The sequence below is a fragment of the Pseudomonas wadenswilerensis genome, assembly GCF_900497695.1.
In the GTDB taxonomy this organism is placed as follows: Bacteria; Pseudomonadota; Gammaproteobacteria; order Pseudomonadales; family Pseudomonadaceae; genus Aquipseudomonas; species Aquipseudomonas wadenswilerensis.
Window position 1 is genome coordinate 509679 of record NZ_UIDD01000004.1, and the last position, 23060, is coordinate 532738.

Sequence of the window (23060 nt, forward strand, 5' to 3'; positions counted from 1 at the left end):
TGGTTACAATTACCCAGTATCAGTGCGGTCAATGGTGGCAGACAGATCGCAGATGGCCCTCTAGATTCAGTTCGGTGTGCTGGAAAGCCCCGAACAATAACAACGAGGGACTGATCGATGCAGAGCTCCACTCAAGCGACGAACGCCTGGCGAATCCTGTTTCTGTTGTTTCTGGCCAACCTGTTCAACTTCTTCGACCGCACCATTCCCGCCATCATCATCGAGCCGATCCGCCTGGAATGGCACCTGAGCGACTTTCAGATCGGTTTGCTCGGCACGGCCTTCACTCTGGTTTATGCGATTGCCGGGCTGCCGTTGGGGCGCTTGGCCGACAACGGTTCACGCAGCAAATTGATGGGCTGGGGGCTGATGGCCTGGAGCGGGCTGACTGCGGTCAACGGCATGGTCGGCAGTTTCTGGAGCTTTTTGCTGGTGCGCATGGGCGTGGGCATCGGTGAAGCCAGTTATGCGCCAGCCGCCAACTCGCTGATCGGCGACCTGTTCCCTGCTGAACGGCGGGCGCGGGCCATGGGCATCTTCATGCTCGGGCTGCCGTTGGGGTTGTTGCTGGCGTTCTTCACTATTGGTGCGATGGTGCAAGCCTTTGACAGCTGGCGGGCGCCATTCTTTATCGCTGCGGTGCCGGGGCTGTTGCTGGCAGTGTTCATGTTCATGATCCGCGAGCCGGCGCGGGGGGCGGCAGAGTCGGTGGCGATTTCCCAGGCGCCGCTGGACCGGCCGTTGCGCCGGGTCCTGAGCGTACCGACCTTTTGCTGGCTGGTGCTGGCCGGCCTGACCTTCAACTTTGCTACCTACGCGTGCAACTCGTTCATGGTGCCGATGCTGCAACGTTACTTCCTGCTCTCGCTACAGCAGGCGGCGGTAGCCACCGGGGTGATCGTCGGCCTGACCGGCCTGGTGGGCTTGACCCTCGGCGGCTGGATTGCCGACAAGGTGCACCAGCGCTTTGCCAACGGACGCTTGTTGTTCGGTGCCCTGAGCATGCTGATTGCGTCGCTGGCCACCGCCTGGGCATTGCACGCGGGGCGCATCGAGATTGGCGTGTTCGTGGCCGTGTTCGGTGTCGGCTGGTTGTTTGCCTACAACTTCTATACCTGCGTCTACACCGCAATTCAGGATGTGGTGCAGCCGCGGCTGCGGGCGACGGCGATGGCGCTGTTCTTTGCCGGGCTTTATCTGCTGGGCGGCGGCTTGGGGCCGGTGGTAGTGGGGGCGCTGTCGGACCATTTTGCCGTGGCGGCGATGCAGGCCGCGGGGCAGGTGCAGATGAGCGAGGCGTTCAAGGCTGAAGGCCTGCATGGGGCGATGTACCTGATACCGGTGGCGTTGTCGCTGACGCTGGTGTTCCTGTTGTTCGCCTCTCGGTGCTTTAGCCGCGATGCGCAGAGGATGAGGGAGGGGATGGTGGCTGACAGTGAGGGGGGAGCGGGCAAGTTTGCCCAGGCCTGAGGGGCCTCATCGCCAGCAAGGCTGGCTCCCACAAGGTTCAATGTTTGCCTGCAATCTGCAGGTTGATAAAGATCCTGTGGGAGCTGGCTTTGCCAGCGATGAACACGACGCGGTTTAGCCGGCGACCAACACCCGGATCGCTTCCAGGCGCAGCGCCGCTTTCTCCAGCATCGCCAGGCCTTGTTCACGCTGCTTGCGCAGGGCGTCGATTTCACTGTCGCGAACGGTCGGGTTGACCGCCTGCAGCGCAGTCAGGCGCGCCAGCTCTTCGTCGGTTTCGGCGGCCAGACGGCGCTGGGCTTCGGCGACACGCTCGGCATGGCGCGGCATGATCTTGGCTTCGCCACCGTTGATCCGCGGCGCCAGCACGTCGCGCTGGGCCTGGATGAACTTGTTGGCGCTGGCCTTGGGCACGCTTTCGAGCTGGTCGTTGAGGGTTTCGAAGGAAACTCGCGAAGCCAGGTCGTTGCCGTTGGTGTCGAGCAGGCAGCGCAAGGCGGCTGGCGGCAGGTAACGGCCCAGTTGCAGGGCGCGCGGGGCAACCACTTCGCTGACGTACAGCAGTTCCAGCAGCACGGTACCGGGCTTGAGCGCCTTGTTCTTGATCAGCGCCACCGAGGTGTTGCCCATCGAGCCGGACAGCACCAGGTCCATGCCGCCCTGGACCATCGGGTGCTCCCAGGTGATGAACTGCATGTCTTCACGCGACAGCGCCTGGTTGCGGTCGTAGGTAATGGTCACGCCTTCGTCGTCGCCCAGCGGGAAGCTGGCGTCGAGCATTTTTTCGCTCGGCTTGAGGATCAGGGCGTTTTCCGAATGGTCTTCGCTGTCGATGCCAAAAGCGTCGAACAGGGTTTCCATGTAGATCGGCAGGGCAAACTGGTCGTCCTGCTCAAGAATCGCCTCGACCAGTTCCTGGCCTTCACCGGCGCCACCGGAGTTGAGTTCCAGCAGGCGGTCGCGGCCGCTGTGCAGCTCGGCTTCCAGGCGCTCGCGCTCGGCACGGGCCTCGTCCACCAGCGCTTGCCACTCATCGTCGTCACCGCTTTCGAGCAGCGGCAGCAGGCGCGGGCCGAACTGGTGCTGCAAGGCGTTGCCGGTCGGGCAGGTGGCGAGGAAGGCGTTCAGGGCCTGGTTGTACCACTGGAACAGACGCTCTTGCGGGCTGTTCTGCAGGTGCGGCACGTGCAGTTCGATGGTGTGCTTCTGGCCGATCCGGTCCAGACGCCCGATACGCTGCTCGAGCAGGTCCGGGTGGGCGGGCAGGTCGAACAGCACCAGGTGATGGGCAAACTGGAAGTTGCGGCCTTCACTGCCGATTTCCGAGCAGATCAGCACCTGGGCGCCAAACTCTTCGTCGGCGAAGTAGGCGGCGGCGCGGTCACGCTCAAGGATGCTCATGCCTTCATGGAACACCGTGGCCGGAATGCCGGAGCGCACGCGCAGGGCGTCTTCCAGGTCCATGGCGGTTTCGGCGTGGGCGCAGATCACCAGGACCTTGACCCGCTTGAGCATCTTCAGGGTGTCGATCAGCCAGTCGACCCGTGGGTCGAAACGCCACCAGCGCTCTTCTTCGCTGCCTTCGCCCTGGGACTGGAAGGCCACTTCCGGGTACAGCTCGGCGTGCTCGCCCAGCGGCAGCTCCATGTACTGGTCGGGGTTGGGCAGCGGATAGGGGTGCAGGTTACGCTCAGGGAAGCCCAGGACGGCGGCGCGGGTGTTGCGAAACAACACGCGGCCGGTACCGTGGCGGTCAAGCAGCTCGCGGATCAAGCGGGCGCTGGCCTGGGTGTCGCCATCGTTGACCGCGGCCAGCAAAGCTTCGCCTTCGGCACCGAGGAATCCTTCGATGGTAGCGTGGGCCTTGGGCGACAGGCGGCCTTCGTCGAGCAGTTCCTGTACCGCTTCGGCTACCGGGCGATAGTGTTCGCTCTCGGCGCGGAAGGCGGCCAGGTCGTGGAAACGGTTCGGGTCGAGCAGGCGCAGGCGGGCGAAGTGGCTGTCCTGGCCCAGTTGCTCCGGGGTGGCGGTCAGCAGCAGCACGCCGGGGATGACCTCGGCCAGTTGCTCGACCAAGGCGTATTCGGGGCTGACCTGCTCTTCATGCCAGACCAGGTGGTGCGCCTCGTCGACCACCAGCAAGTCCCAGCCGGCGGCAAACAACGCGTCCTGGGCCTTCTCGTCTTCTGTCAGCCATTCCAGGGCGACCAGCGCCAGCTGGGCATCCTCGAAGGGGTTGCCGGCGTCGCTTTCGATAAAGCGCTCGACATCGAACAGGGCGACCTCAAGGTTGAAGCGCCGGCGCATTTCCACCAGCCACTGGTGCTGCAGGTTCTCCGGGACCAGGATCAGCACGCGGCTGGCGCGGCCCGACAGCAACTGGCGATGGATGACCAGGCCTGCTTCGATGGTCTTGCCCAGGCCCACTTCGTCGGCCAGCAGTACCCGCGGAGCGATACGGTCGGCCACTTCCCGGGCGATGTGCAGCTGGTGGGCAATCGGTTGTGCTCGGGTGCCGCCCAGGCCCCAGAGCGACGACTGCAGCTGACGGCTGGTGTGCTCCAGAGTGTTGTAGCGCAGCGAGAACCACGGCAGCGGGTCGATCTGCCCGGCAAACAGGCGGTCGCTGGCCAGGCGGAACTGGATGAAGTTCGACAGCTGGGTTTCCGGCAGGGTGCGCGCCTGGTTCTGGGCGTCGAGGCCGTGATAGACCAGCAGGCCGTCGACATCCTCGACCTCGCGCACGGTCAGCTTCCACCCTTCGAAATGGGTGATCTGGTCGCCAGGCGAGAAGCGCACCCGGGTCAGGGGCGCATTGCGCAGGGAGTACTGGCGGGTGTCGCCAGTGGCCGGGTAGAGCACGGTCAACAAGCGGCCGTCCTGTGCCAGAACGGTCCCCAGACCCAGCTCGGCTTCGCTGTCGCTGATCCAGCGTTGCCCCGGTTGATACTGCTGCGCCATACTGCCTGACTCCCGCCATGAAAAGCCGACTATCTTAACGGATAGCTCTGTGCAGACCAAAGAGTCTAGCAACTTCATCGACGAAAACCGCTGTCGCCAGTGAGGGCCTGATACAGCCATGCCGATCTCCAACCCCTGGTTCATCCGAACACTGGCCGTGGCGGGACTGCTACTGCTGGGTGCCTGCGACAAGAAAGGTTTCGAAATACTTGCGCCGATTCCCACTGCGCAGCTTGAGGCCCTGGGCGTGCAATCGCCGGTGCAGAGCGTGCATTACCGCGACCACGAGGGCGAAGGCCTGCTCGTGCTGAGCCGCAATGACGATCAGGTCAGCGACGAGGAAACCGATCAGGACGTCGACCGCGTGGTGCTCAGTGCAACACTCTATGAGCGCCAGGGCGATGACAGCTTCAAGGCGCGCTGGAAGATCGAGAACGAGACCACCTGTGCCGGGCTCGACTTGGATGTCGGCTTCTATACCGATGTCAGCGGCGTCAGCGACCTGAACAACAACGGCGTGGCTGAACTGACGGTGGCCAGCCACGCCTTTTGTGGTGGCGGCATCGACCCCCATGAACTGCATGTCGAGCTGCGTGAAGGCCAGGCCAGCTATGCTATCAATGGCCAGTCGCTGATCGCGATCGAGGGCGATGAGCCCTATGGCGGTGAGCGCGAAGACAGCCCGTCGCTCAAGGACGCGCCGCAAGCCCTGCGCGATCATCTGAACGAAGTGTGGAACAAGGTGCTCAAACGTCCGTGGAGCGAAGCCCAGCCCGCGCCGACGGACGAGGAAGACGATCAGTAGCCGGCAATTGTGAAGCGCCCCGCACATTTTACCGGCCCTGGCTAAAGGCCCTAGGCCATCAGCCGACACACTGGCGACAGGAGATCACCCCATGCTGCCGCCCCTCATCCCGCTCAGCGCTGCACCCGTGACACAACAACTGGACCCGGTGAAGCCGACGCCGGACATCAAGCCCGTGGTCCCGGCCCAGCCGACCTCCAGTGACAGTGCCATCGACCTCAAGCAGCGTGACCCGGAGCAGGCCGCCATTCTCTTGCGCGAAGAGCAGCGGCGTCACCAGCGTCGGCGCCAGTCGAGCCAGGACGAAGAACTGTATCAAGCGCTGCCCGGCGATGAGGTCAACGCCGACAACACCGTGCCGGTGGCGCCGTTGATGGGTGAGCAGCCGCGCCAGGGGCTGCTGGTGGACATCGAAGTCTGAGGATACAAGCGCTACTGGTCAGCGCCGGCTGCAGCCTTCATCATTGCAGCACTGCAGTCAGCTTCCCGAGCCCACCATGAGCCAAGACGACAACCTGATCGACCTCGGTGCCGAACGTGCACGCCGGGTCCACGACCTCAATGAAAAGCGCCTGAACGAAGTTCGCCAGGCGTTCGAGCAGGCCATGCCGCTGGGCAAGGCGAAGAAGAAGCCCAAGGGCAAACCCAAGAAACGTTGAAAACTTGATGCAGGTCAAGCCTGCACCCGCCTTGCGCGCCCGGTTCCGGGCGCTATTGACCTCGGTCAATTTCCTCCCCCGCCCCATTCGTTACCTTAAGCCCATCGGACAGGTTCAGGCGAATGGAGGCCGACATGTTCTTCGATAATGTGGTTATCGCTGGAGTGATTACAGTCGGTCTGATGCTGCTGTTCTTCGTCGGATTCGGAATTTTCATCTGGAAAGACTCGAACAAGCGCAAAGAGCGCTGATCCTTTTCAGTCACGAGCACGCAAGGCATTTAGGGCGACTTCGGTCGCCCATTTTTTTGTCCGGTGAAAAAACCTTTCAGCACCTCTGGACTATTAATAGTTAGCTAGCTAATAATTAAGCCCTGAACTTCTTGCCTCATTCTGACTATCTTTACCACACCGTCGTTCAAGGTGCGTCCCGTGCCCATCACGTTGCAGGCCCTGCTGGCGCCAAACAAATCCGCTGTGCAATTTGCCCTCAAGACCCTGCTTGGCGGCGGCCTGGCCCTGTGGCTGGCGCTGCGCTGGGGCCTTGAGCAGCCGGCCTGGGCCCTGATGACGGCATTCATCGTCGCCCAGCCGCTGTCGGGCATGGTGGTGCAGAAGGGCCTGGCGCGGCTGCTCGGCACGCTGGTTGGAACCGTCATGTCGGTGCTGTTCATCGGCGCCTTCGCCCAGACCCCGTGGCTGTTTTTGCTGGCCCTGGCCCTGTGGCTGGCGCTGTGTACCGCCTGCTCGACCTTGCTGCGCAGCGCCTGGGCCTACTCGTTCGTGCTGGCCGGTTACACGGTGGCGATCATTGCCCTGCCGGCCATCAACCATCCGCTGCTAGTGTTCGACCAGGCGGTGGCGCGCTGTACCGAGATCTGCCTGGGGATTGTCTGCGCTACTGCCACCAGCGCCTTGCTCTGGCCTATGCGCGTCGAGCAACAACTGAGCGGGCAGGCGCGCCAGGCCTGGCAAAGCGGTCTACAGGCCGCCAGTGCCGCCTTGAGTGGTGAAGCACAGGGACGCAAGGGCCTGCTGGAGATACTCGGGCGCATTGTCGCCGTTGATTCCCAGCGCGAGCATGCCTGGTTCGAAGGCAGCCTCGGCCGCCAGCGCGCCCGGGCGATTCGCGGGCTGAGCCAGAAGCTGCTGGTGCTGTTGCGTATTTCCCGTTCGGTGCGCCGGCAATGGCGGCAACTGGATGAGCAGCAGGCGCAGCACATGGCGCCCTGGCTCGAAGAGGTCCAGGCGCTGTTGGCCAATCCTGATCAGGCCAGCCTGTTGCTGTTGCGCCAGCGCGTTTGGGATGCTGCCCACGATGAGCGCATCAGCTCCGCCGAACACTACTGCCTGGCGCGCCTGACCCTGCTGCTGGACAACGCCATGGCCGCGACCCTGGCCCTGAGCGGGGTAGAGGAGGGCAAGCCGGCCGCCGATGTGCCCGACAGCCTGGCCGCTCACCGCGATGTGTCGCTGGCCCTGTTGTTCGGCTCGCGTAGCGCCCTGGCATTTCTGGCCATGGCCAGCTTCTGGCTGGCCACCGCCTGGCAGGCTGCCCCCGGTGGCCTGGTGTTGACCTGTGTAGTGTGCAGCCTGTTCGCCAGCCGCGAGAACGGCGCGCAGATCGGCATGAGCTTCCTGCGCGGGATTCTTCTGGCGATTCCGGTGGCGTTCGTGGTCGGGCAGATCCTGCTGCCGGAGCTCAGCAGTTTTGCCATGCTCTGCCTGGCCATGGGCGTGCCGCTGTTCTTTGGTGCCCTGGGCATGGCCAATCCGAAGATTGGCGCCACTGCGACCTCCTACTGCCTGCACTTCATCGTGCTGGTGGCGCCGCTGAATGTCATGAGTTTCGATGTCGCCACCTTCTTCAACAGCGCTCAGGCCATGCTGATGGGCGTCGGCGCCGCGGTGCTGGCATTCAAACTGCTGGTGCTGCGCAACCCGGCCTGGCATGGCAAGCGCCTGCGCGCTGCCACCCAGAGCGACCTGGTGCGTCTGACCCGCCGTGAGTTGCGTGGCGCCGACACCTGGTTTGGCGGGCGCATGGCCGATCGGCTGCTGCAACTGGCCCGCCATTACAGTGCGTTGCCCGAGCAGGAGCGTGGGCGCTGGGATGATGGCCTGCACGGCCTGGATATCGGTGACGAACTGCTGCACCTGCGCATGTGCCTGGCGGTCGCCCAGGCGCCGCTGGCCGCGGCCGAGCGCCAGTACTTGCAACAACTTGAAGCGGTATTGGCCAGTGGCCCGGCTCCGGGTCGTGGCCAGCGCCTGGACGCTGCCAGCGAGCAGTTCATCGAGGCCCTGCAGCGAGTGCCGAGTAGTGACCCGCTGCGCCTGGCCGTTGGCGCCGTGCTGCAATTGCAGAAGAGCTGGGGCAAGTGGTGCCGTCGACAGGAGGAAATCCATGGGCTTGCGTGAGTGGGCGCTGGGCGGTGTGTTGCTCAGCCCGTTTCTGATTTATGTGCTGCTGGCCTTGCTGCTGACCGGCGTGGTGCGCCTGTTGTTGCGCTACACGCCATTGGGGCGCTGGGTCTGGCATGAGGCGTTGTTCGAGTGCGCGCTTTTCGTGTGTATTTTGACCCTGGTGACCCATGTGCTGGGGCCGTTATAAGGAGTGTGACCATGCGTGCTGCTGTACGTATCGCAGTAACCCTGTGCCTGGTGGTGGTGGCCATTTTTGCCGGATGGAAACTCTGGCAGTACTACATGCTCACGCCCTGGACCCGTGATGCGAAGATTCGCGCCGACGTGGTGATCATTGCTCCGGACGTGTCCGGCTGGGTGCGTGAGTTGAAGGTGCACGACAACCAGCAGGTCAAGGCCGGCGAGTTGCTCATGGCGATCGATCGCGACCGCTTCGAAGCGGCCCTGGACAAGGCCAATGCCGTGGCCGAAACCCGCCAGCAGCAACTGCGCCTGCGTGAACACGAAGCCTCGCGTCGTGCCGCCCTGGGGCCCCAGGCGATCAGCGCCGAGTTGCGCGAAAATGCCCAGATCAACGCCGCCGTTGCCCGTGGCGAGCTGCGCGAAGCGCTCGCCGAGGTCAAGGTCGCGGCCATCAACCTGGCGCGCAGCCAGGTCAAGGCGCCGCGCAACGGGCACATCACCAACCTGCGCCTGGCCGAAGGCAACTACGTCAATGCCGGGCAGTCAGTGATGGCCCTGGTGGATGATTCGACCTTTTACGTTCAAGCCTATTTCGAAGAGACCAAGCTGCCGCGCATCCGCGTAGGCGACCCGGTCAAGGTCTGGCTGATGAGTGCGGGTGAACCGATGCAGGGGCATGTCGAAAGCATCAGCCGCGGTATCACCGACCGCAACGCCAACCCCGACAGCCAGTTGCTCGCCGAAGTTGAACCGACGTTCAACTGGGTGCGCCTGGCCCAGCGCATTCCGGTACGGATCAAGCTCGACCAGGTGCCTGAAGGGGTCAACCTGAGCGCCGGCATGACCGCCAGCGTGCAGGTGCGCGAGGATGAAGTGCAGCGCTGAGCGCTTAAAGGAACATCCCGCCTGACACCTCCAGGCGCTGACCGGTAATCCAGCCGCCGCCATCGCCCAGCAACAGGGCAACCGCGGCGCCGATATCGTCTGGCAGGCCTACCCGACCCAGGGCGGTGTTGCCGGCGATAAAATCGTTGACCTCAGTGTTATCGCGCACAACGCCGCCGCCGAAGTCGGTCTCGATCGCCCCCGGGGCCAGGATATTGACACGAATGCCGCGGGCACCGAGCTCCTTGGCCTGATACCGGGTCAGCACTTCCATGGCGCCTTTCATTGCCGCGTAGGCGGCATAGCCGGGCAGGGCAAAGCGGGTCAGGCCGGTGGAGATGTTGACGATTCGGCCTTGGTCGGCAATCAGCGGCAGCAGGCGCTGGGTCAGGAAGAACGGGCCCTTGAGCTGGATGTTGAACAACTGTTCGAACTGCGCTTCGCTGGTTTCGCTGAACGGCGCGTTGATGCCGATACCCGCGTTGTTTACCAGAAAGTCCAGTTGCTGGCGGCCGAATACGTGCTGCAGGGTTTCGCTTAACTGCTGGGCAAAGTCCTCGAAACTGGCGCTATTGCTCACGTCCAGTTGCAGCATGGCCGCACGCACACCGCTGGCCTCGAGGGTATTGACCAGTGCCTGGGCTTCATCGGCCTTGCTGTTGTAGGTCCCGATGATATCGATGCCCTGGGCCGCGAGGTGCAGGGCGGTGTTCTTGCCCAGGCCGCGGCTGGCACCGGTGATCAAAGCGAGTTTGCGGGTCATGGTGTGGTCCTCGTGGTTGAGCCGGTGGCTGAAGTTGAGAGGAGTTTATTGGTCTGAATTCTGCTGATAAATCCAGCAAATTCGGAAATACTGCTCGAGTAATTCGAACAATAGAGCGTTCGCCCATGAACAAGCTGGAATTGCTGCGCACCTTCGTGCGGGTCAGCGAGTTGTCGAGTTTCACCCTCGCCGCAGAAAGCCTGGGGTTGCCGCGTTCGAGTGTTTCCGAACAGGTCCGGGCGCTGGAAATGCTGCTCGGTGCGCGTCTGTTCAACCGCACCACGCGGCGGGTGCAGGCCACTCAGGAAGGCCTGCAACTGTACGAGCGTAGCAAAGACCTGCTGGCGCGCATGGATGAGCTCGAAGGGCTGTTCCGCACTGATGCCGCAGCCCTGAGTGGCCGCTTGCGAATCGATCTGCCGACCTTGATGGCGCGGCGCATCATTCTGCCGAACCTGCCGCAGTTCGTGGATCGCCACCCGGGCCTGACACTGGAGATCAGTTGCACCGATCGTCAGGTCGACCTGCTGCGTGAAGGCTTTGATTGCGTGCTGCGTATCGGCGTGTTGAGTGACCTGAACCTGGTCGCCCGGCCCCTGGGTAGCCTGCGCATGGTCAACTGCGCCAGTCCCGCCTACCTGGCCCGCTTTGGTACGCCGACCAGCCTTGCGGACTTGCCCGATCATCAGTTGATTCACTATGTGAGGCAACTGGGCGCCCGCAGCCCGGGCTTCGAGTATGAACAGGACGGCGCCACGCGGTATCGGACGATGGCCGGGGTGATCACGGTCAACAGTACCGAAGCCTATGAGAGCGCTTGCCTGGCGGGGCTCGGGATTATCCAGGCGCCGGCTGCCGGGTTGCGCGAATACCTGGAGCGCGGTGAACTGGTGTCCGTGCTGGAGGCGTACAGCGCACCGCCGATGCCGGTGTCATTGCTCTACGCCGGGCAACTGCACGTGCCGCAACGTGTCAGGGCCTTTATGGACTGGCTGGCGCAGTTGCTTCAGGCACAACTCGATCCAGTGGCAGGCGGAAGGTAAACAGCGTTCCGGCCTCGGCGCTCGACACCACTTCCATACACCCGCCGTGGGCCAGGGCGATCTGGTTGGCAATGTACAGGCCGAGGCCGAGGCCGGGCTGCGGTGCATCGTCACGTGGTCGCGAAAAGGGCTGGAACAATTGTGCCATGACCTGTGGCGCAATGGGCTCGCCCAGGTTGTGCACGCCGAGGACGAACACCTGCTCGCGGATATCCGCCATGACATCCACCGGGCTGTCGGCAGCGCCATGGGTCAGGGCATTGGCGATCAGGTTGGACAGCAACTGGGTAACCCGCTCGCGGTCGCAGTGCAGGCCGCTGAGGTCGCCGATGTTCAGGCGGATCAGCCGTTCGGGGTGCACCCGTTTCAGCTCCGAGGCCACGTGGCAGAGGGCTTCGGCCAGGTCCGGGCAGGGCTGGACGTTGATCATGATGCCATTGCCCAGGCGGCCGCGGGCAAAATCGAGGACATCGCGTACCAGCTGGTTGGCGCGTCGTCCGCAGGTGAGGATGTGCTGGGCGATGGCGCGGCTTTTTTCATCCTGCAGGCGCTGAGCCAGCAACTCCGCGCCTGCGGTAATGGCGAACAGTGGATTGCGCAGGTCATGGCCGAGCACGGCGATGAACTGTTCGCGCAGGTCGGCGATGGCGCGTGCTTCCTCCAGGGCCTGCTCGGTCTGCTGGGCATTCTCTTCGCTTTCGATCTGGATCGACAGCACGCGGGCGAAGGACTCCATCATTGGCTGGATGGCGCTGCCCTTGAGCTCGGCAGGCAAAGGGTCGAGGGCGCAGATAGTGCCGAAGAAACTGCCGTCGGTGCGAAACACCGGCACCGAGATATAGCTTTCGAACTTGTAGATGCGCGGTGTGTGATGGTTGCAGTACAGCTCGTCTTTGCTGGCCTTGTCGATCACGATGGTCTGGTGGCTAGCGCGGATCTCGTGGCACAGGGTGGTGATCAGGTCCAGCTCGCCGCCGACCTCCAGGCCAAAGCCCAGCGAATCGAGAACCGCGCAGGCCGTCCAGCTGCTGTCGGTGACCCGGGCGACTGCCGCAAAACGCATGCCGGTGGTCTCGCAGATAACTTGCAGGATGGCAGGTACTGCGTTGATACGGCTGATCGTGGCGATATCGGAAGTGACGGGGGTGCTCATGAATCATCCACGTTCGCTGACGGCTGGGAGGCGTTGAGAAGGATAAGTCTAGCGAGCAACTGGCGCCTGGGTAAAAAAATCCTTTACCGGATGCGATGAATTTCCATTAACCTTGGCCCCGAGTTGCCCATCAGAGCGCAACCCCTTTCGCCAGCGTGCCAATCCCCTGTTCAAGCGAGGTTTGACATGCACATCACATCCCAGGACATCTGCGCCGCTGCCGACCAGCTCAAGGGCTTTGTCGGTTTTCACCGCAAGCTTGGCAAGCACATCGTGCGATTCAGCGAAGACTCGTTCGGCATGGACGTGGCTGACGACAGCATTACCCCCAGCAGCGAATTCGTCTGGCAGGGCGCCGATGGTGAGGTCATGACCTTGAGCCGTGCCTTGATCGAGATCCTTTTGGCGCAGAATGTCGATGAGCGGCTCAATGTGACAGAGCCGCTGCGGGTGTATCTGCGCCGCAAGGACCTGCCGGAAATCGCCGCGCAGCGGCGCTTGCGGGCCTGATCGCGGGGCAAGCCCGCTCCCACTGCAGGAGCGGGCTTGCCCCGCGATGCGTCTCAGTCTTGCGCCGCCCAGACCGGCGGGGTTCGCCCGCGCCAGGGCAACGCCTGTTCCAGCTGCCCGGCCAGGCTCAGCAGCAGGCGCTCACCTGCTGCACCCGCCGTGAACTGCATGCCGATCGGTAAACCGCTGGCCGCATCCTGAGACAACGGCAGCGACATCGACGGCGTGCCGCTGATGTTGGCCAGGGCAGTGAAAGGAGAGTGGTTGAACACCCGGTGCATCCAGCCCAACCCATCGAGCTGCTCCTGCCCGGCGTTGTAGGCACCGACTACTGGCGGCAACTCGCTCAGGGTCGGACTCAGCAACAGGTCAAAACGCTGGAAGAACCCGCCCAGTTGCCGACTGACCAGGTTGCGCTGATCCATCGCCGCCAGCAGGTCGATAGCCGACAGCGCTTTACCATAGCGATGCAGCGCCAGTGTGGCCGGTTCCAGCCAGTCACCGTTGAGCGGGCGGCAAGTCTCGGCACCCAGGGCATCAAGCCAGGCCGCTGTATTGCTGGCCCAGAAACGCGCATTCATCTCGACGAAAGCGTCCCACGACATGCCGATATCCAGGTCCACCAGTTCGCACTGGTGACCAAGATGTTCCAGGGTCTGGACCACCCCCTGCAAAGTCTCAACCATCAACGGATTGCTGCGCTGACCATTGAGCGGATGCAGTTGCACGGCAATTCTCAAGGGACCAGGCACTTGCTTCACTGCACTCAGGTAACTGCCTTTGGCCGGTGCCACCTGGAACGGATCGCCAGGTTCCGGCCCAGTCATGCAATCGAGCAGCAGGGCGCTGTCGCGTACCGAACGGCTGAGCACACCCTGCACCGCCAGGCCGTTCCAGGCTTCGTCCAGGAACGGCCCCATGGAAATCAGCCCGCGGCTGGGCTTCAAGCCAAACAAACCGCAGGCCGCAGCAGGCACCCGGATCGAACCGCCACCATCGGTGGCATGGGCAACGGGCACCATACCGCTGGCAACTGCTGCTGCCGAACCACCGCTGGAACCACCGGCGCTGCGGTTCAGGTCCCAGGGGTTGCGGGTCGGGCCGCACAGGCGCGATTCGGTGGTGGTGCTGACGGCCAGTTCCGGCGTGGTGGTGCGCCCCAGGGTGACCAGCCCGGCCCGGCGAAAACGCTGCATCAGGAACGAATCGGCCGTGCTGCCGGTACCTTGTGCCAGGCGGCTGCCGAACTCGTGGGCGCGGCCCTGCATGCTGATCGCCAGGTCCTTGATCAGAAACGGCACGCCGTTCAACGGCCCTTCAGCGCGGGTGGGTAGAGGTTCGTCATGCCAGTGCTCGGCCAGCGCATTGACCTTTGGCTCGACGTCGGCGATGGCCTGCCGCGCTGCCGCCTGCACTTCGTCGGCACTGACTTGCTCTTGAGCAATCAGGTCGGCCAGGCCGATGGCGTCGAACTGCACATATTCACTCACCTTCATTGCGCACTCCCGTGACAATTGACGATAAAATACCGATGGGTATCGAGCGATACTCATGAGTATAGAGTGATACTTGTTAGTATCGTCGTCAACCGGAGTCTGCCCATGCGTTCGCAACGAATCGCCCGTCTGCCCCCTCGTGAGCGGGTCCTGGATGCCGCCCACGAGCTGTTTTTCAATGAGGGCATCAGCCGCGTCACCGTCGATGCCATTGCCGCGAAGGCTGAAACCACCAAGATGACCGTGTACCGGCATTTCGAGTCCAAGGACGTTCTGGTACTGGAATGGCTGCGCCTGTTGATGGCCGAGTACGATGAAGTCTGGGCGCGTTTGGCCGAGCAGTTCAGCGGCCAGCCAGCGCGGCAGATCCTCGGCTTTGCCGAATTCCTGGTCCAGGAGCCGGTGCTGTCTTCGCACCGTGGTTGCGCCTACACCAACACCCTGGCAGAGCTGCCGGTGTGCGACAGCCCGGCGCGCGAGCTGATCGAGGCGCACAAGCGTCGTCAGGCGGCACGCTTGGTGCGCTTGTGCGAGGAGGCGGGGATGGTCGAGCCAGAGCAGGCAGCGTTCGAGCTGACGCTGCTGCTCGAGGGAGTACAAATCGTCGCGCAGAACAAGGGCTTCGACGAGGTCGGGCCGAACCTGCTCAAGCTGGTTCGGGCCCGGCTTGGTTTGCCTGCGGCCTAGGAAACACCGGCGCGGCTGTTCTTTCCTGATTGCAGTAGCGCTTCGAAGGCCAGTTTGTCGATCGGCTTGCTCAGGTAGTAGCCCTGCACCTCATGGCACTTCTCCTTGCCAAGGGCCATGAGTTGCTGCTCGGTTTCCACCCCTTCGGCGGTCACGGTCAAGCCCATGGCCTTGCCCAGGTTGATGATCGCCTGAACCACGGCACGGTCGTTGCCATCGCTGCTGAGCCCGGCGATAAAGCGCTTGTCGATCTTGATGCTGTCGAACGGGTAGGTGCGCAGGTAGCCCAGCGACGAGTAGCCGGTGCCGAAGTCGTCCATGTTCAGGCGCACGCCCAGTTCCTTGAGTGCGTTCATGGTCCCTAGCGCGCCTTCGATATCGTTGAGCATCACATTCTCGGTGATCTCCAGTTCCAGGCGCTGGGCCGGGAAGCCGGTCTCCACCAGGATCTCGTGAACATCCTTGACCACGTCACTGCGCGAGAACTGCGCGGGCGACAGGTTCACCGACACCAGCAGGTTGGCTGGCCAGTTGCGAGCGGTTTCGCAGGCTTCGCGTAGCACCCAGCGGCCCAGGGGCGCGATCAGGTCGGTCTGCTCGGCCAGGGGAATGAAGGTGTCCGGACCAAGCAGGCCCTCGACCGGATGCTGCCAACGCACCAGCGCCTCGACCGAAACGATCTCAAGGGTTTCCAGGCGGTAGCGCGGCTGGTAGTGCAGAACGAACTCGTTGTTTTTCAGCGCCTTGCGCAAGTCGTTTTCCAGCTGGCGGCGGTACTGGATCTGCTCGTTCATTTCCGGCGAGAAGTAGCGCCAGGTGTTCTTGCCCTCGGCCTTGGCCTGGTACAGGGCGATATCGGCGCAGCGGATCAGTTCACCCGCATCGAAACCCTGCAGGCGCGTCTGCGCCACACCCAGGCTGGCGCCGATATGCAGGGCCTGCTCTTCGAAGTAGATCGGCTGGTGCAGGCTGTCGATCAAGCGCCCGCAAAAGCGGTCGATCTCGTTGCGGCTGTCCATGCCGTTCATTACCAGCACGAACTCGTCGCCACCCAAGCGTGCCACCAGGTCGCCGTCGCGGGTCGATTCGCGCAAGCGTGCGGCCACTTCCAGCAGGACGGCGTCGCCAGCGGCGTGGCCGAGGGAATCGTTGATCGGCTTGAAGCTGTCCAGGTCGAGCAGCAACAGGGTCAGCGGCGTGGCTTCCTGGCCCTTGAGCAACGCGTGATCGAGGAAGCGCGAGAGCTTGTTGCGGTTGGCCAGGCCCGTCAGCGCATCGTGCATCGACAGGTGCTGTATGCGTGCGTGGGCAGCCACTTCATCGGTAATGTCGCTGGCGGTGCCGCGATAACCGGCCAGTTTGCCGTCGAACATGATCGAGCGCGCCGAAACCCGGCAAAACCGTACCTGGCCACTCTGATCGCGATAGGCGCAGCGCAGGTTGGCAACTTGCGGCGAGTCGGCGTCGGCCTGGTTATCCAGCCATTGGATCAGCGGCGTGGTCTCGCAACTGAGCAGCTGGTTGAGTGGTTGGCCCAGCCAGTCTTCGCTCTGAAAGCCGGTAACCGCGACAAAACGCTGGGACAGGTAGCTCAGGCGGTGATGACGGTCGGTTTCCCAGATCCAGTCCGACGCCGCTTCGGCCACCGCACGAAACCGTTGCTCGCTGGCCTCCAGCGCCTGATTGCTGGCCTGAAGGCTACGCAGGTTGGCGTCGATTTCTCGTGATGTGCGCAGCGCATAGCGGAAGAAGTACACCATCAGCAAACCCAGCACCAGCATGGCGCCAAGCAACGGCGGCAACACCGCCCAGAGCAACTGGTCGCCAGGGCGCGGGGTGATCCAGTCGAGCCGGTAGCCGGTATCGCCCAACAGCAGGCTGGGTTGATCACCCAGGGGGGCGTTGGCTTTCTCGATGTGCATGCCGTTGAGGCCGACGCCGGTGCCCAGGCGGGTGAGCTTTTCCGGGGTCAGCTGATCAACGAAGAGCATCACCGAGGTGGTTTGCGGATCGATGCTCAGCACTTCGTCATCCGGGCGAATGGCCGCAGCCACCAGCACCGCGGGCCAGCCATTGAACAGCACGTGCTCGGTGATCTGCTGGCGTTCGGCGGCAACATTGCGCGCCTTGGCGATGATCGGGGGCAGCGGGTTCTCTATATATGTACCGGCCGGCGCTTTGCTCAGCTGGCCCTTGAACAGCGCGTACTTGGTGATCTGGTCGTCGACAACGAACACCCCTTCGTAGCCGCTGGCGGTGTAGAGCGAATCGCCGACGTTCTTCTCTTCATAGGCCCAGTGCAGGTCGGGGCTGCCATTGAGGTGATCGTAGGCGGCGTTCCATACCGCATAGCTGGAGAGGAACTGGCGCGACGACTCCAGGCGCTGCTCCAGGGCCTTATGGGCGTAGAAGCTGCTTTTTTCCCGCTCGTTGGCATTGAGCGTGGTGGCGATATTGAACAATGCCCCCAGGGCGATCAGGCAGGCCAGGGCGAACAGCGCCGCTATCGCGGCAATGAGTTTGCGCGTCTGCAGGCTGGGGCGTTGGCTGGCTGGCGGAGCATCGGCAATCCTGTCCATACGCGGGCTGATCCTTGTTGAAGCTGCATCCCTGCGGCCAGGCCGCAAGGACGAACGTTCAGTCAGGATAGGCCAGCTTCAGCGCGGTGAGGTCCGAATGGGCGAAATTGACCTGGTTACGGCCTGCTTTCTTCGCGCAGTACAGGGCTTTGTCGGCCTCATTGAGCCAGGCTTCCGGGCCGGGCAGGGCCTCGTTGCAACTGGCCAGGCCGATACTCAGGCTGATGCGCAGCTCCGGCAATTGCGGGTTGCGATAGCTGCCGACCCGCTCGCGCAGGCGTTCCATGGCCTGGCTCGCGTGCTCCAGGCGGGTGTCCGGGAGGATCACGCAGAACTCGTCACCCCCGTAACGCCCGGCCAGGTCGTCCTCGCGCAGGGTGCGCTTGAGTTCATTGCTCAACTGGTGCAGGACGCAATCGCCGACCACATGGCCGTAAGTGTCGTTGATGGTCTTGAAGTGATCGATGTCGATGATTGCGATCACCGCCTCGCGGCGTTGCTGCTGGCAGATCTGAAACTTGAGCTGCAGCAGGTCTTTCCACGAGCCGTGATTGAGCAGGCCGGTCAGGCTGTCGGTACGGCTCAGGGCGCTGAGTCGGCGCTTGTGTTCAGACAGCTTCATCGCCAGGCGATAGCAGACCCAGCCGACGGCCATGGGGTAGAGGGTCAGCATCGGCAGGCAGGCATAGACTTGCAGGGTGCTGGCGTGCAGTTGCAGCCCAGGGCCGAACAGGGCGATCGACAGCAGCATGCCCAGGCCCTGGATCAACAGGCCCTTGAAGAACAGGCGCTGGCCACCGGCAGCGAAATTATTCATGGCCATCATCGCCAGGATGGTCACGCTGGGCAGCGGGTTGAATTGCAGAGTGGCGGTCCAGAACCCGCCCATCAGCGAGTCCAGTTGCAGGTTGCGGTACTCGGCGTGGTACGGAACGTTGGCGCGCAGGGCGATCTGATAGGCCAGGTGCGGCCAGGCCAGGCCGTTGAACAGCAGCAGGCCCCAGACCCAGGACGGCACAGGCAGGCTGGAAATCCCGGCCATTACGCTGAGCATGCCGATCCCCAGGCCGATGATACGCGGCAGGTAAATCCGCCTTACAAATGAAAGTCCCTTACCGCTTTTCTTTTCCATCATGGATGCTGGTCTGTTCCGGGGCGCCGTTTATCGCATAATTGCTGTCAATATTGTTGAACAATCGCAGGCTGTTGAAAAATGGCCTTACAAGCCATTTCACGGTTGATCCAATCACTGTGGGGTACCATGAAACTTACCTTCATCCTTGGAGTGTTTCTGCTCATGGCCCCGCTGACCTCCCAGGCCGGTGAACCGGCTCAACGCCAGGATGGGCGTTATCGCAACCAGGCGCAGTTGCCACAGGACGGGGTGATGAAAAAACTGCGCATTGGCCTTAAGTACCTGTTGCTTAAAAAACCCGCCGATACTCGGCCCAGTGTCAGTATTGCGGTGCAGCCCCTGAGTCGCCAGCAGCTGCTGGAGGCGCCGGACCACAGTGTTTGGCGGTTGGGCCACTCCACGGTACTGCTGAAACTGCGCGAGCGCTTCTTCATTACCGACCCGGTGTTCGCCGAGCGCGCCTCGCCGGTGCAATGGGCCGGCCCCCGGCGCTTTCATCAGCCGCCACTGAAACTAGACGAGTTGCCGCCGTTAACCGCCGTCATCCTTTCCCACGATCACTTCGATCATCTCGACGAGCAGGCCATACGCCAACTGGCCACCAGCACCGAGCATTTCATCGCCCCCCTGGGCGTGGGCGATATCCTGATCGCCTGGGGCGTGCCGGCGACCAAGGTCCGGCAACTGGATTGGTGGCAGGAAACCAGTGTCGAAGGCGTACGATTCATCGCGACCCCGGCTCAGCATTTTTCCGGACGTGGCCTGTTCGACAGCAACAGCACCCTGTGGGCGTCCTGGGTGATGATCGATGACCAGCTGAAGGTGTTTTTCAGTGGCGATACCGGCTATTTCGATGGCTTCAAGGCGATCGGCAAGCAGTACGGCCCCTTCGACCTGACCCTGATCGAAACCGGCGCCTACAACCTCAACTGGCCCGATGTACATATGCAGCCCGAGCAGAGTCTGCAGGCGCACCTTGACCTGCGTGGGCGCTGGCTGCTGCCGATTCATAACGGCACTTTTGACCTTTCCACCCACAGTTGGCATGAACCGTTCGACCGCATCCTGGCCCTGGCCAACGCTGCTCAGGTGCCGTTGAGTACGCCGCAGATCGGCGAGCGGGTCAGCATCGAGCAGCCGCATAGTGGGCCGGCCTGGTGGCAGTCCAAACCACAACGGGAGCTGCGTCCGGGCGGCGAACGGGTGCTGGCGGCGCGAGAACCCTAGGGTTTCTTGCCTGCCGACTGGTCTTTTTGCCGGTCACGCCGGGGTAGGGCAGTGGGCGGCTTGCTGCTGTCGCTACGCACCTGGGCGTGGCTGATCAGGGCGAAAATGAAGCTGCCGCCAATGATGTTGCCGATCAGGGTCGGCGCGGCGAAGTCCAGCCAGAATGCCGTCCAGCTGACTTCGCCGGCCCAGACCAGATAGGACACTTCCACCGAGCCGACGACGATATGGGTGAAATCACCCAGGGCCATCAGGTAGGTGATCATCAGGATGATCCACGCCTTGGCGCTTTCCATCGACGGGATCATCCAGACCATGGTGGCGATCATCCAGCCCGAGATGATGCCCTTGGCAAACATCTGGTTCAGGTCGTTTTCCATCACCTTGCGGCCGACGTCGAGGAAGGCGACGTCGGTCTTGCTGTCGAAGATCGGCAGGTTGAGCATCACATAGGACACCAGGATGGTGCCGGCCAGATTGCCGAGCAGCACCACCGACCATAAACGTAGCAAGCGACCGAAGTTGCGCAGGCTCGGTTCGGTCATCACCGGCAGTACCGCGGTCAGGGTGTTTTCGGTAAACAGTTGCTGGCGGGCCAGGATCACGGCAAGAAATCCGGCCGAGTAACCCAGGCTGGCGATCACCTGGCTGCTGTCGTCTTCGGGCAGGCGCGAATAGAACAGCCCCATGGCCATCAGCGACAGGCCCATGCTCAGCCCGGCGGCAAGTGCCGACCAGAACAGCGCGGCGATGGTGCGCTCCAGCTCCTGGTCACCCTGGAAGCGAATGATCTCGTGCAATACCGCCGCGCGGGGTGGCTGGTTATGGCTGACTTCCTGCTCTTCGTCTGCAGACAGGCCGGGGGTTTTGCCGCTTTGCGCTTCACTCATGGCGGTGGCTCATCTATGGGGTGCCTTATCTACAGATCGACGCTGCTTCGATTAGTTGCCTGCCTCCAGCAGGTTCAGTGCCAGTTGCGCGACCTGCAGGGGCGTGCGGGCGTCTTCGTGCAAGTCATCCTCGAGAAACCAGGCCGCCGACAAACCACACCAGGCGACGATCCACTGCAGCATATGCTGACGAGGCAGGTCGGCTGTTTCGCAAACAATCTGCACGCGCCGCTGAAAACAGTGTGGGTCGGTGGCCAGAGCGTGGGTCGGATTACAGAACAGGTTGGCGTAGTCGAAGGCGCGGTCGCCGTAGAGGTGCTTGGGGTCGATGGCCAGCCAGCCTCTGTTGCCGAAGTCGAGAACGTTGCCGTGGTGGATATCTCCATGCAGCACCCTCTGTTCGCCGGGGGAGGCGAGCAACTGGCTGGCAATGTCGGCGCAACGTCGGTACAGCCCGCCATTTTCTTCGGCGGCGGGCCACAGGCCGGAAAACCAGGGTTGGAGCTCGACCAGTGGCGGCAGCGGCTGGTCCCGTGGTGCATGCAGGCGGGCAATCGCCGTGCAGAGGATGCGCGTGGCCTCTTCGTCGCGACCGTGTTGAGCATAATCGGCCAGTGAGGCGGTCCCCTGAGCCCGCTCAAGCAGGACGGCGTGATCGGTGTGCTCGAGCACCGCGGCGGCGCCTTGGCCATCCCACCACTGCATCAACAAGGCACCGGACTGTTCTTCGGGTTCGTGGGCGATTTTGAGCATCGCTGCCTTGCCTTTATAAAGGACGGGCAGCAAGTGGCTGCTGTGGGTGATGATTGGCTCGCCGTCGGCGGTTAATTGCCAGTGTTGCAGGTAAGGTTCAAACATAGTGCCTCCCAGGGCAGGCCGGTACTCTCTATATAAGGTGCTCATTTTGCCTTTGTTCAGTGTTTTTTGAATTAACCCTTGACGCCCGATTCAATCTCTCTATAATTCGCCCCACTTCCGGCGCAGTCGGAACTGAAAACTCCTTGAGTTTCAAAGAGTTAGCAGTTCCAGGGTCATCCGGAAGGGCTTCGATCGAAAGATCGACAGCGGTGAAAAAGGCAGTTGACAGCGGTTTGAAACGCTGTAGAATTCGCCTCCCGCTGACGAGAGATCGCAGCGAGTCAAGCAGTTGAATTTGAACGACTTTTAGTAAAAAGAATTCAAAATAAACGCTTGACAGGCTCTGAGGAAAGCGTAGAATGCGCGCCTCGGTTGAGACGAAAAGCTCTTAACCAACCGCTCTTTAACAACTGAATCAAGCAATTCGTGTGGGTGCTTGTGAGCTCAGACTGATAGTCAAAAAGATTATCAGCATCACAAGTGGCTACACGAAAATCGAAAGATTTGAAAGTAAGTCATTTGAGATTGCTGAGCCAAGTTTAGGGTTTTCTCAAAACCCAAGCAGTATTGAACTGAAGAGTTTGATCATGGCTCAGATTGAACGCTGGCGGCAGGCCTAACACATGCAAGTCGAGCGGATGAGAAGAGCTTGCTCTTCGATTCAGCGGCGGACGGGTGAGTAATACCTAGGAATCTGCCTGGTAGTGGGGGACAACGTTTCGAAAGGAACGCTAATACCGCATACGCCCTACGGGGGAAAGCAGGGGACCTTCGGGCCTTGCGCTATCAGATGAGCCTAGGTCGGATTAGCTAGTTGGTGAGGTAATGGCTCACCAAGGCGACGATCCGTAACTGGTCTGAGAGGATGATCAGTCACACTGGAACTGAGACACGGTCCAGACTCCTACGGGAGGCAGCAGTGGGGAATATTGGACAATGGGCGAAAGCCTGATCCAGCCATGCCGCGTGTGTGAAGAAGGTCTTCGGATTGTAAAGCACTTTAAGTTGGGAGGAAGGGTACTTACCTAATACGTGAGTATTTTGACGTTACCGACAGAATAAGCACCGGCTAACTCTGTGCCAGCAGCCGCGGTAATACAGAGGGTGCAAGCGTTAATCGGAATTACTGGGCGTAAAGCGCGCGTAGGTGGTTCGTTAAGTTGGATGTGAAATCCCCGGGCTCAACCTGGGAACTGCATCCAAAACTGGCGAGCTAGAGTAGGGCAGAGGGTGGTGGAATTTCCTGTGTAGCGGTGAAATGCGTAGATATAGGAAGGAACACCAGTGGCGAAGGCGACCACCTGGGCTCATACTGACACTGAGGTGCGAA

The 23060-nt window shown here is 62.2% G+C and carries 20 protein-coding genes and 1 rRNA gene; 13 read left to right on the forward strand and 8 right to left on the reverse strand.

Annotated features, from left to right (window positions below; genetic code table 11):
- The first annotated feature begins 117 nt into the window (after nt 1-117).
- Nucleotides 118-1470, forward strand: coding sequence for a spinster family MFS transporter (locus tag CCOS864_RS07115; RefSeq protein ID WP_115085673.1), 1353 nt, complete (start codon nt 118-120; stop codon nt 1468-1470).
- A 114-nt stretch (nt 1471-1584) separates the two neighbouring features.
- Here CCOS864_RS07115 and rapA read toward each other — a convergent pair whose 3' ends face one another.
- Entirely contained in the window at nt 1585-4431 is a 2847-nt protein-coding gene (rapA, locus tag CCOS864_RS07120; RefSeq protein WP_115085674.1) for an RNA polymerase-associated protein RapA, read from the reverse strand.
- Between the two features lie 118 nt (nt 4432-4549).
- Here rapA and CCOS864_RS07125 point away from each other — a divergent pair, with 118 nt between their 5' ends.
- From CCOS864_RS07125 to CCOS864_RS07145, 7 genes are all read left to right on the forward strand, one after another.
- The gene (locus CCOS864_RS07125; RefSeq protein ID WP_115085675.1) at nt 4550-5236 is read left to right on the forward strand and encodes a M949_RS01915 family surface polysaccharide biosynthesis protein; all 687 of its coding nucleotides are present in this window, start codon (nt 4550-4552) and stop codon (nt 5234-5236) included.
- 91 nt (nt 5237-5327) lie between these two features.
- Entirely contained in the window at nt 5328-5657 is a 330-nt protein-coding gene (locus CCOS864_RS07130) for an aspartate-semialdehyde dehydrogenase (protein WP_115085676.1), read from the forward strand.
- Nucleotides 5658-5733: 76 nt separating this feature from the next.
- Nucleotides 5734-5895: a hypothetical protein gene (locus CCOS864_RS28175; protein ID WP_010221101.1), complete on the forward strand. Its 162-nt coding sequence runs from the start codon at nt 5734-5736 to the stop codon at nt 5893-5895.
- A 134-nt stretch (nt 5896-6029) separates the two neighbouring features.
- On the forward strand, nt 6030-6146 hold the full coding sequence (gene ccoM, locus CCOS864_RS28585) for a cytochrome c oxidase subunit CcoM (RefSeq protein WP_276330486.1): 117 nt from the start codon (nt 6030-6032) through the stop codon (nt 6144-6146).
- Between the two features lie 180 nt (nt 6147-6326).
- Nucleotides 6327-8315: an FUSC family protein gene (locus CCOS864_RS07135; RefSeq protein WP_115085677.1), complete on the forward strand. Its 1989-nt coding sequence runs from the start codon at nt 6327-6329 to the stop codon at nt 8313-8315.
- A complete protein-coding gene (locus tag CCOS864_RS07140; protein ID WP_115085678.1) occupies nt 8302-8508 on the forward strand; it encodes a DUF1656 domain-containing protein in 207 nt (68 codons plus the stop codon). The genes CCOS864_RS07135 and CCOS864_RS07140 overlap by 14 nt, the downstream gene beginning before the upstream one ends.
- Before the next feature lie 11 nt (nt 8509-8519).
- Nucleotides 8520-9389: an efflux RND transporter periplasmic adaptor subunit gene (locus tag CCOS864_RS07145; RefSeq protein ID WP_115085679.1), complete on the forward strand. Its 870-nt coding sequence runs from the start codon at nt 8520-8522 to the stop codon at nt 9387-9389.
- Nucleotides 9390-9393: 4 nt separating this feature from the next.
- Here the strand turns inward: CCOS864_RS07145 and CCOS864_RS07150 are convergent, their stop codons facing one another.
- Nucleotides 9394-10152: an SDR family NAD(P)-dependent oxidoreductase gene (locus CCOS864_RS07150; protein ID WP_115085680.1), complete on the reverse strand. Its 759-nt coding sequence runs from the start codon at nt 10150-10152 to the stop codon at nt 9394-9396.
- A gap of 125 nt (nt 10153-10277) precedes the next feature.
- Between CCOS864_RS07150 and CCOS864_RS07155 the strand changes: the two genes are divergently transcribed.
- Complete coding sequence (locus tag CCOS864_RS07155; protein WP_115085681.1) at nt 10278-11195, forward strand: LysR family transcriptional regulator; 918 nt, start codon at nt 10278-10280, stop codon at nt 11193-11195.
- Here the strand turns inward: CCOS864_RS07155 and CCOS864_RS07160 are convergent.
- Nucleotides 11134-12348 (reverse strand): GAF domain-containing sensor histidine kinase, encoded by a 1215-nt coding sequence (locus tag CCOS864_RS07160; protein ID WP_115085682.1) that lies wholly within the window; start codon nt 12346-12348, stop codon nt 11134-11136. The genes CCOS864_RS07155 and CCOS864_RS07160 overlap by 62 nt on opposite strands.
- Nucleotides 12349-12534: 186 nt before the next feature.
- On the opposite strand from CCOS864_RS07160, the gene CCOS864_RS07165 reads away from it, so the two are divergent.
- Entirely contained in the window at nt 12535-12858 is a 324-nt protein-coding gene (locus CCOS864_RS07165) for a DUF2025 family protein (RefSeq protein WP_115085683.1), read from the forward strand.
- Between the two features lie 53 nt (nt 12859-12911).
- Here CCOS864_RS07165 and CCOS864_RS07170 read toward each other — a convergent pair whose 3' ends face one another.
- Nucleotides 12912-14354, reverse strand: a complete 1443-nt coding sequence (locus tag CCOS864_RS07170) for an amidase (protein ID WP_115085684.1) — start codon at nt 14352-14354, stop codon at nt 12912-12914.
- Nucleotides 14355-14459: 105 nt separating this feature from the next.
- Between CCOS864_RS07170 and CCOS864_RS07175 the strand changes: the two genes are divergently transcribed.
- Complete coding sequence (locus CCOS864_RS07175) at nt 14460-15041, forward strand: TetR/AcrR family transcriptional regulator (RefSeq protein WP_115085685.1); 582 nt, start codon at nt 14460-14462, stop codon at nt 15039-15041.
- Here the strand turns inward: CCOS864_RS07175 and CCOS864_RS07180 are convergent.
- Together CCOS864_RS07180 and CCOS864_RS07185 are read right to left on the reverse strand one after the other, a co-directional pair.
- Nucleotides 15038-17620: a bifunctional diguanylate cyclase/phosphodiesterase gene (locus CCOS864_RS07180; RefSeq protein ID WP_115085686.1), complete on the reverse strand. Its 2583-nt coding sequence runs from the start codon at nt 17618-17620 to the stop codon at nt 15038-15040. The genes CCOS864_RS07175 and CCOS864_RS07180 overlap by 4 nt on opposite strands.
- Before the next feature lie 58 nt (nt 17621-17678).
- On the reverse strand, nt 17679-18752 hold the full coding sequence (locus tag CCOS864_RS07185) for a diguanylate cyclase (RefSeq protein WP_115085703.1): 1074 nt from the start codon (nt 18750-18752) through the stop codon (nt 17679-17681).
- A gap of 129 nt (nt 18753-18881) precedes the next feature.
- Here CCOS864_RS07185 and CCOS864_RS07190 point away from each other — a divergent pair, with 129 nt between their 5' ends.
- Nucleotides 18882-19982: an MBL fold metallo-hydrolase gene (locus CCOS864_RS07190; protein ID WP_115085704.1), complete on the forward strand. Its 1101-nt coding sequence runs from the start codon at nt 18882-18884 to the stop codon at nt 19980-19982.
- Here CCOS864_RS07190 and CCOS864_RS07195 read toward each other — a convergent pair.
- A complete protein-coding gene (locus tag CCOS864_RS07195; protein ID WP_115085687.1) occupies nt 19979-20872 on the reverse strand; it encodes a formate/nitrite transporter family protein in 894 nt (297 codons plus the stop codon). The genes CCOS864_RS07190 and CCOS864_RS07195 overlap by 4 nt on opposite strands.
- Before the next feature lie 51 nt (nt 20873-20923).
- The gene (locus CCOS864_RS07200; protein WP_115085688.1) at nt 20924-21730 is read right to left on the reverse strand and encodes an aminoglycoside phosphotransferase family protein; all 807 of its coding nucleotides are present in this window, start codon (nt 21728-21730) and stop codon (nt 20924-20926) included.
- A gap of 569 nt (nt 21731-22299) precedes the next feature.
- On the opposite strand from CCOS864_RS07200, the gene CCOS864_RS07210 reads away from it, so the two are divergent.
- Nucleotides 22300-23060 (forward strand): 16S ribosomal RNA (locus tag CCOS864_RS07210); the annotation flags it as partial.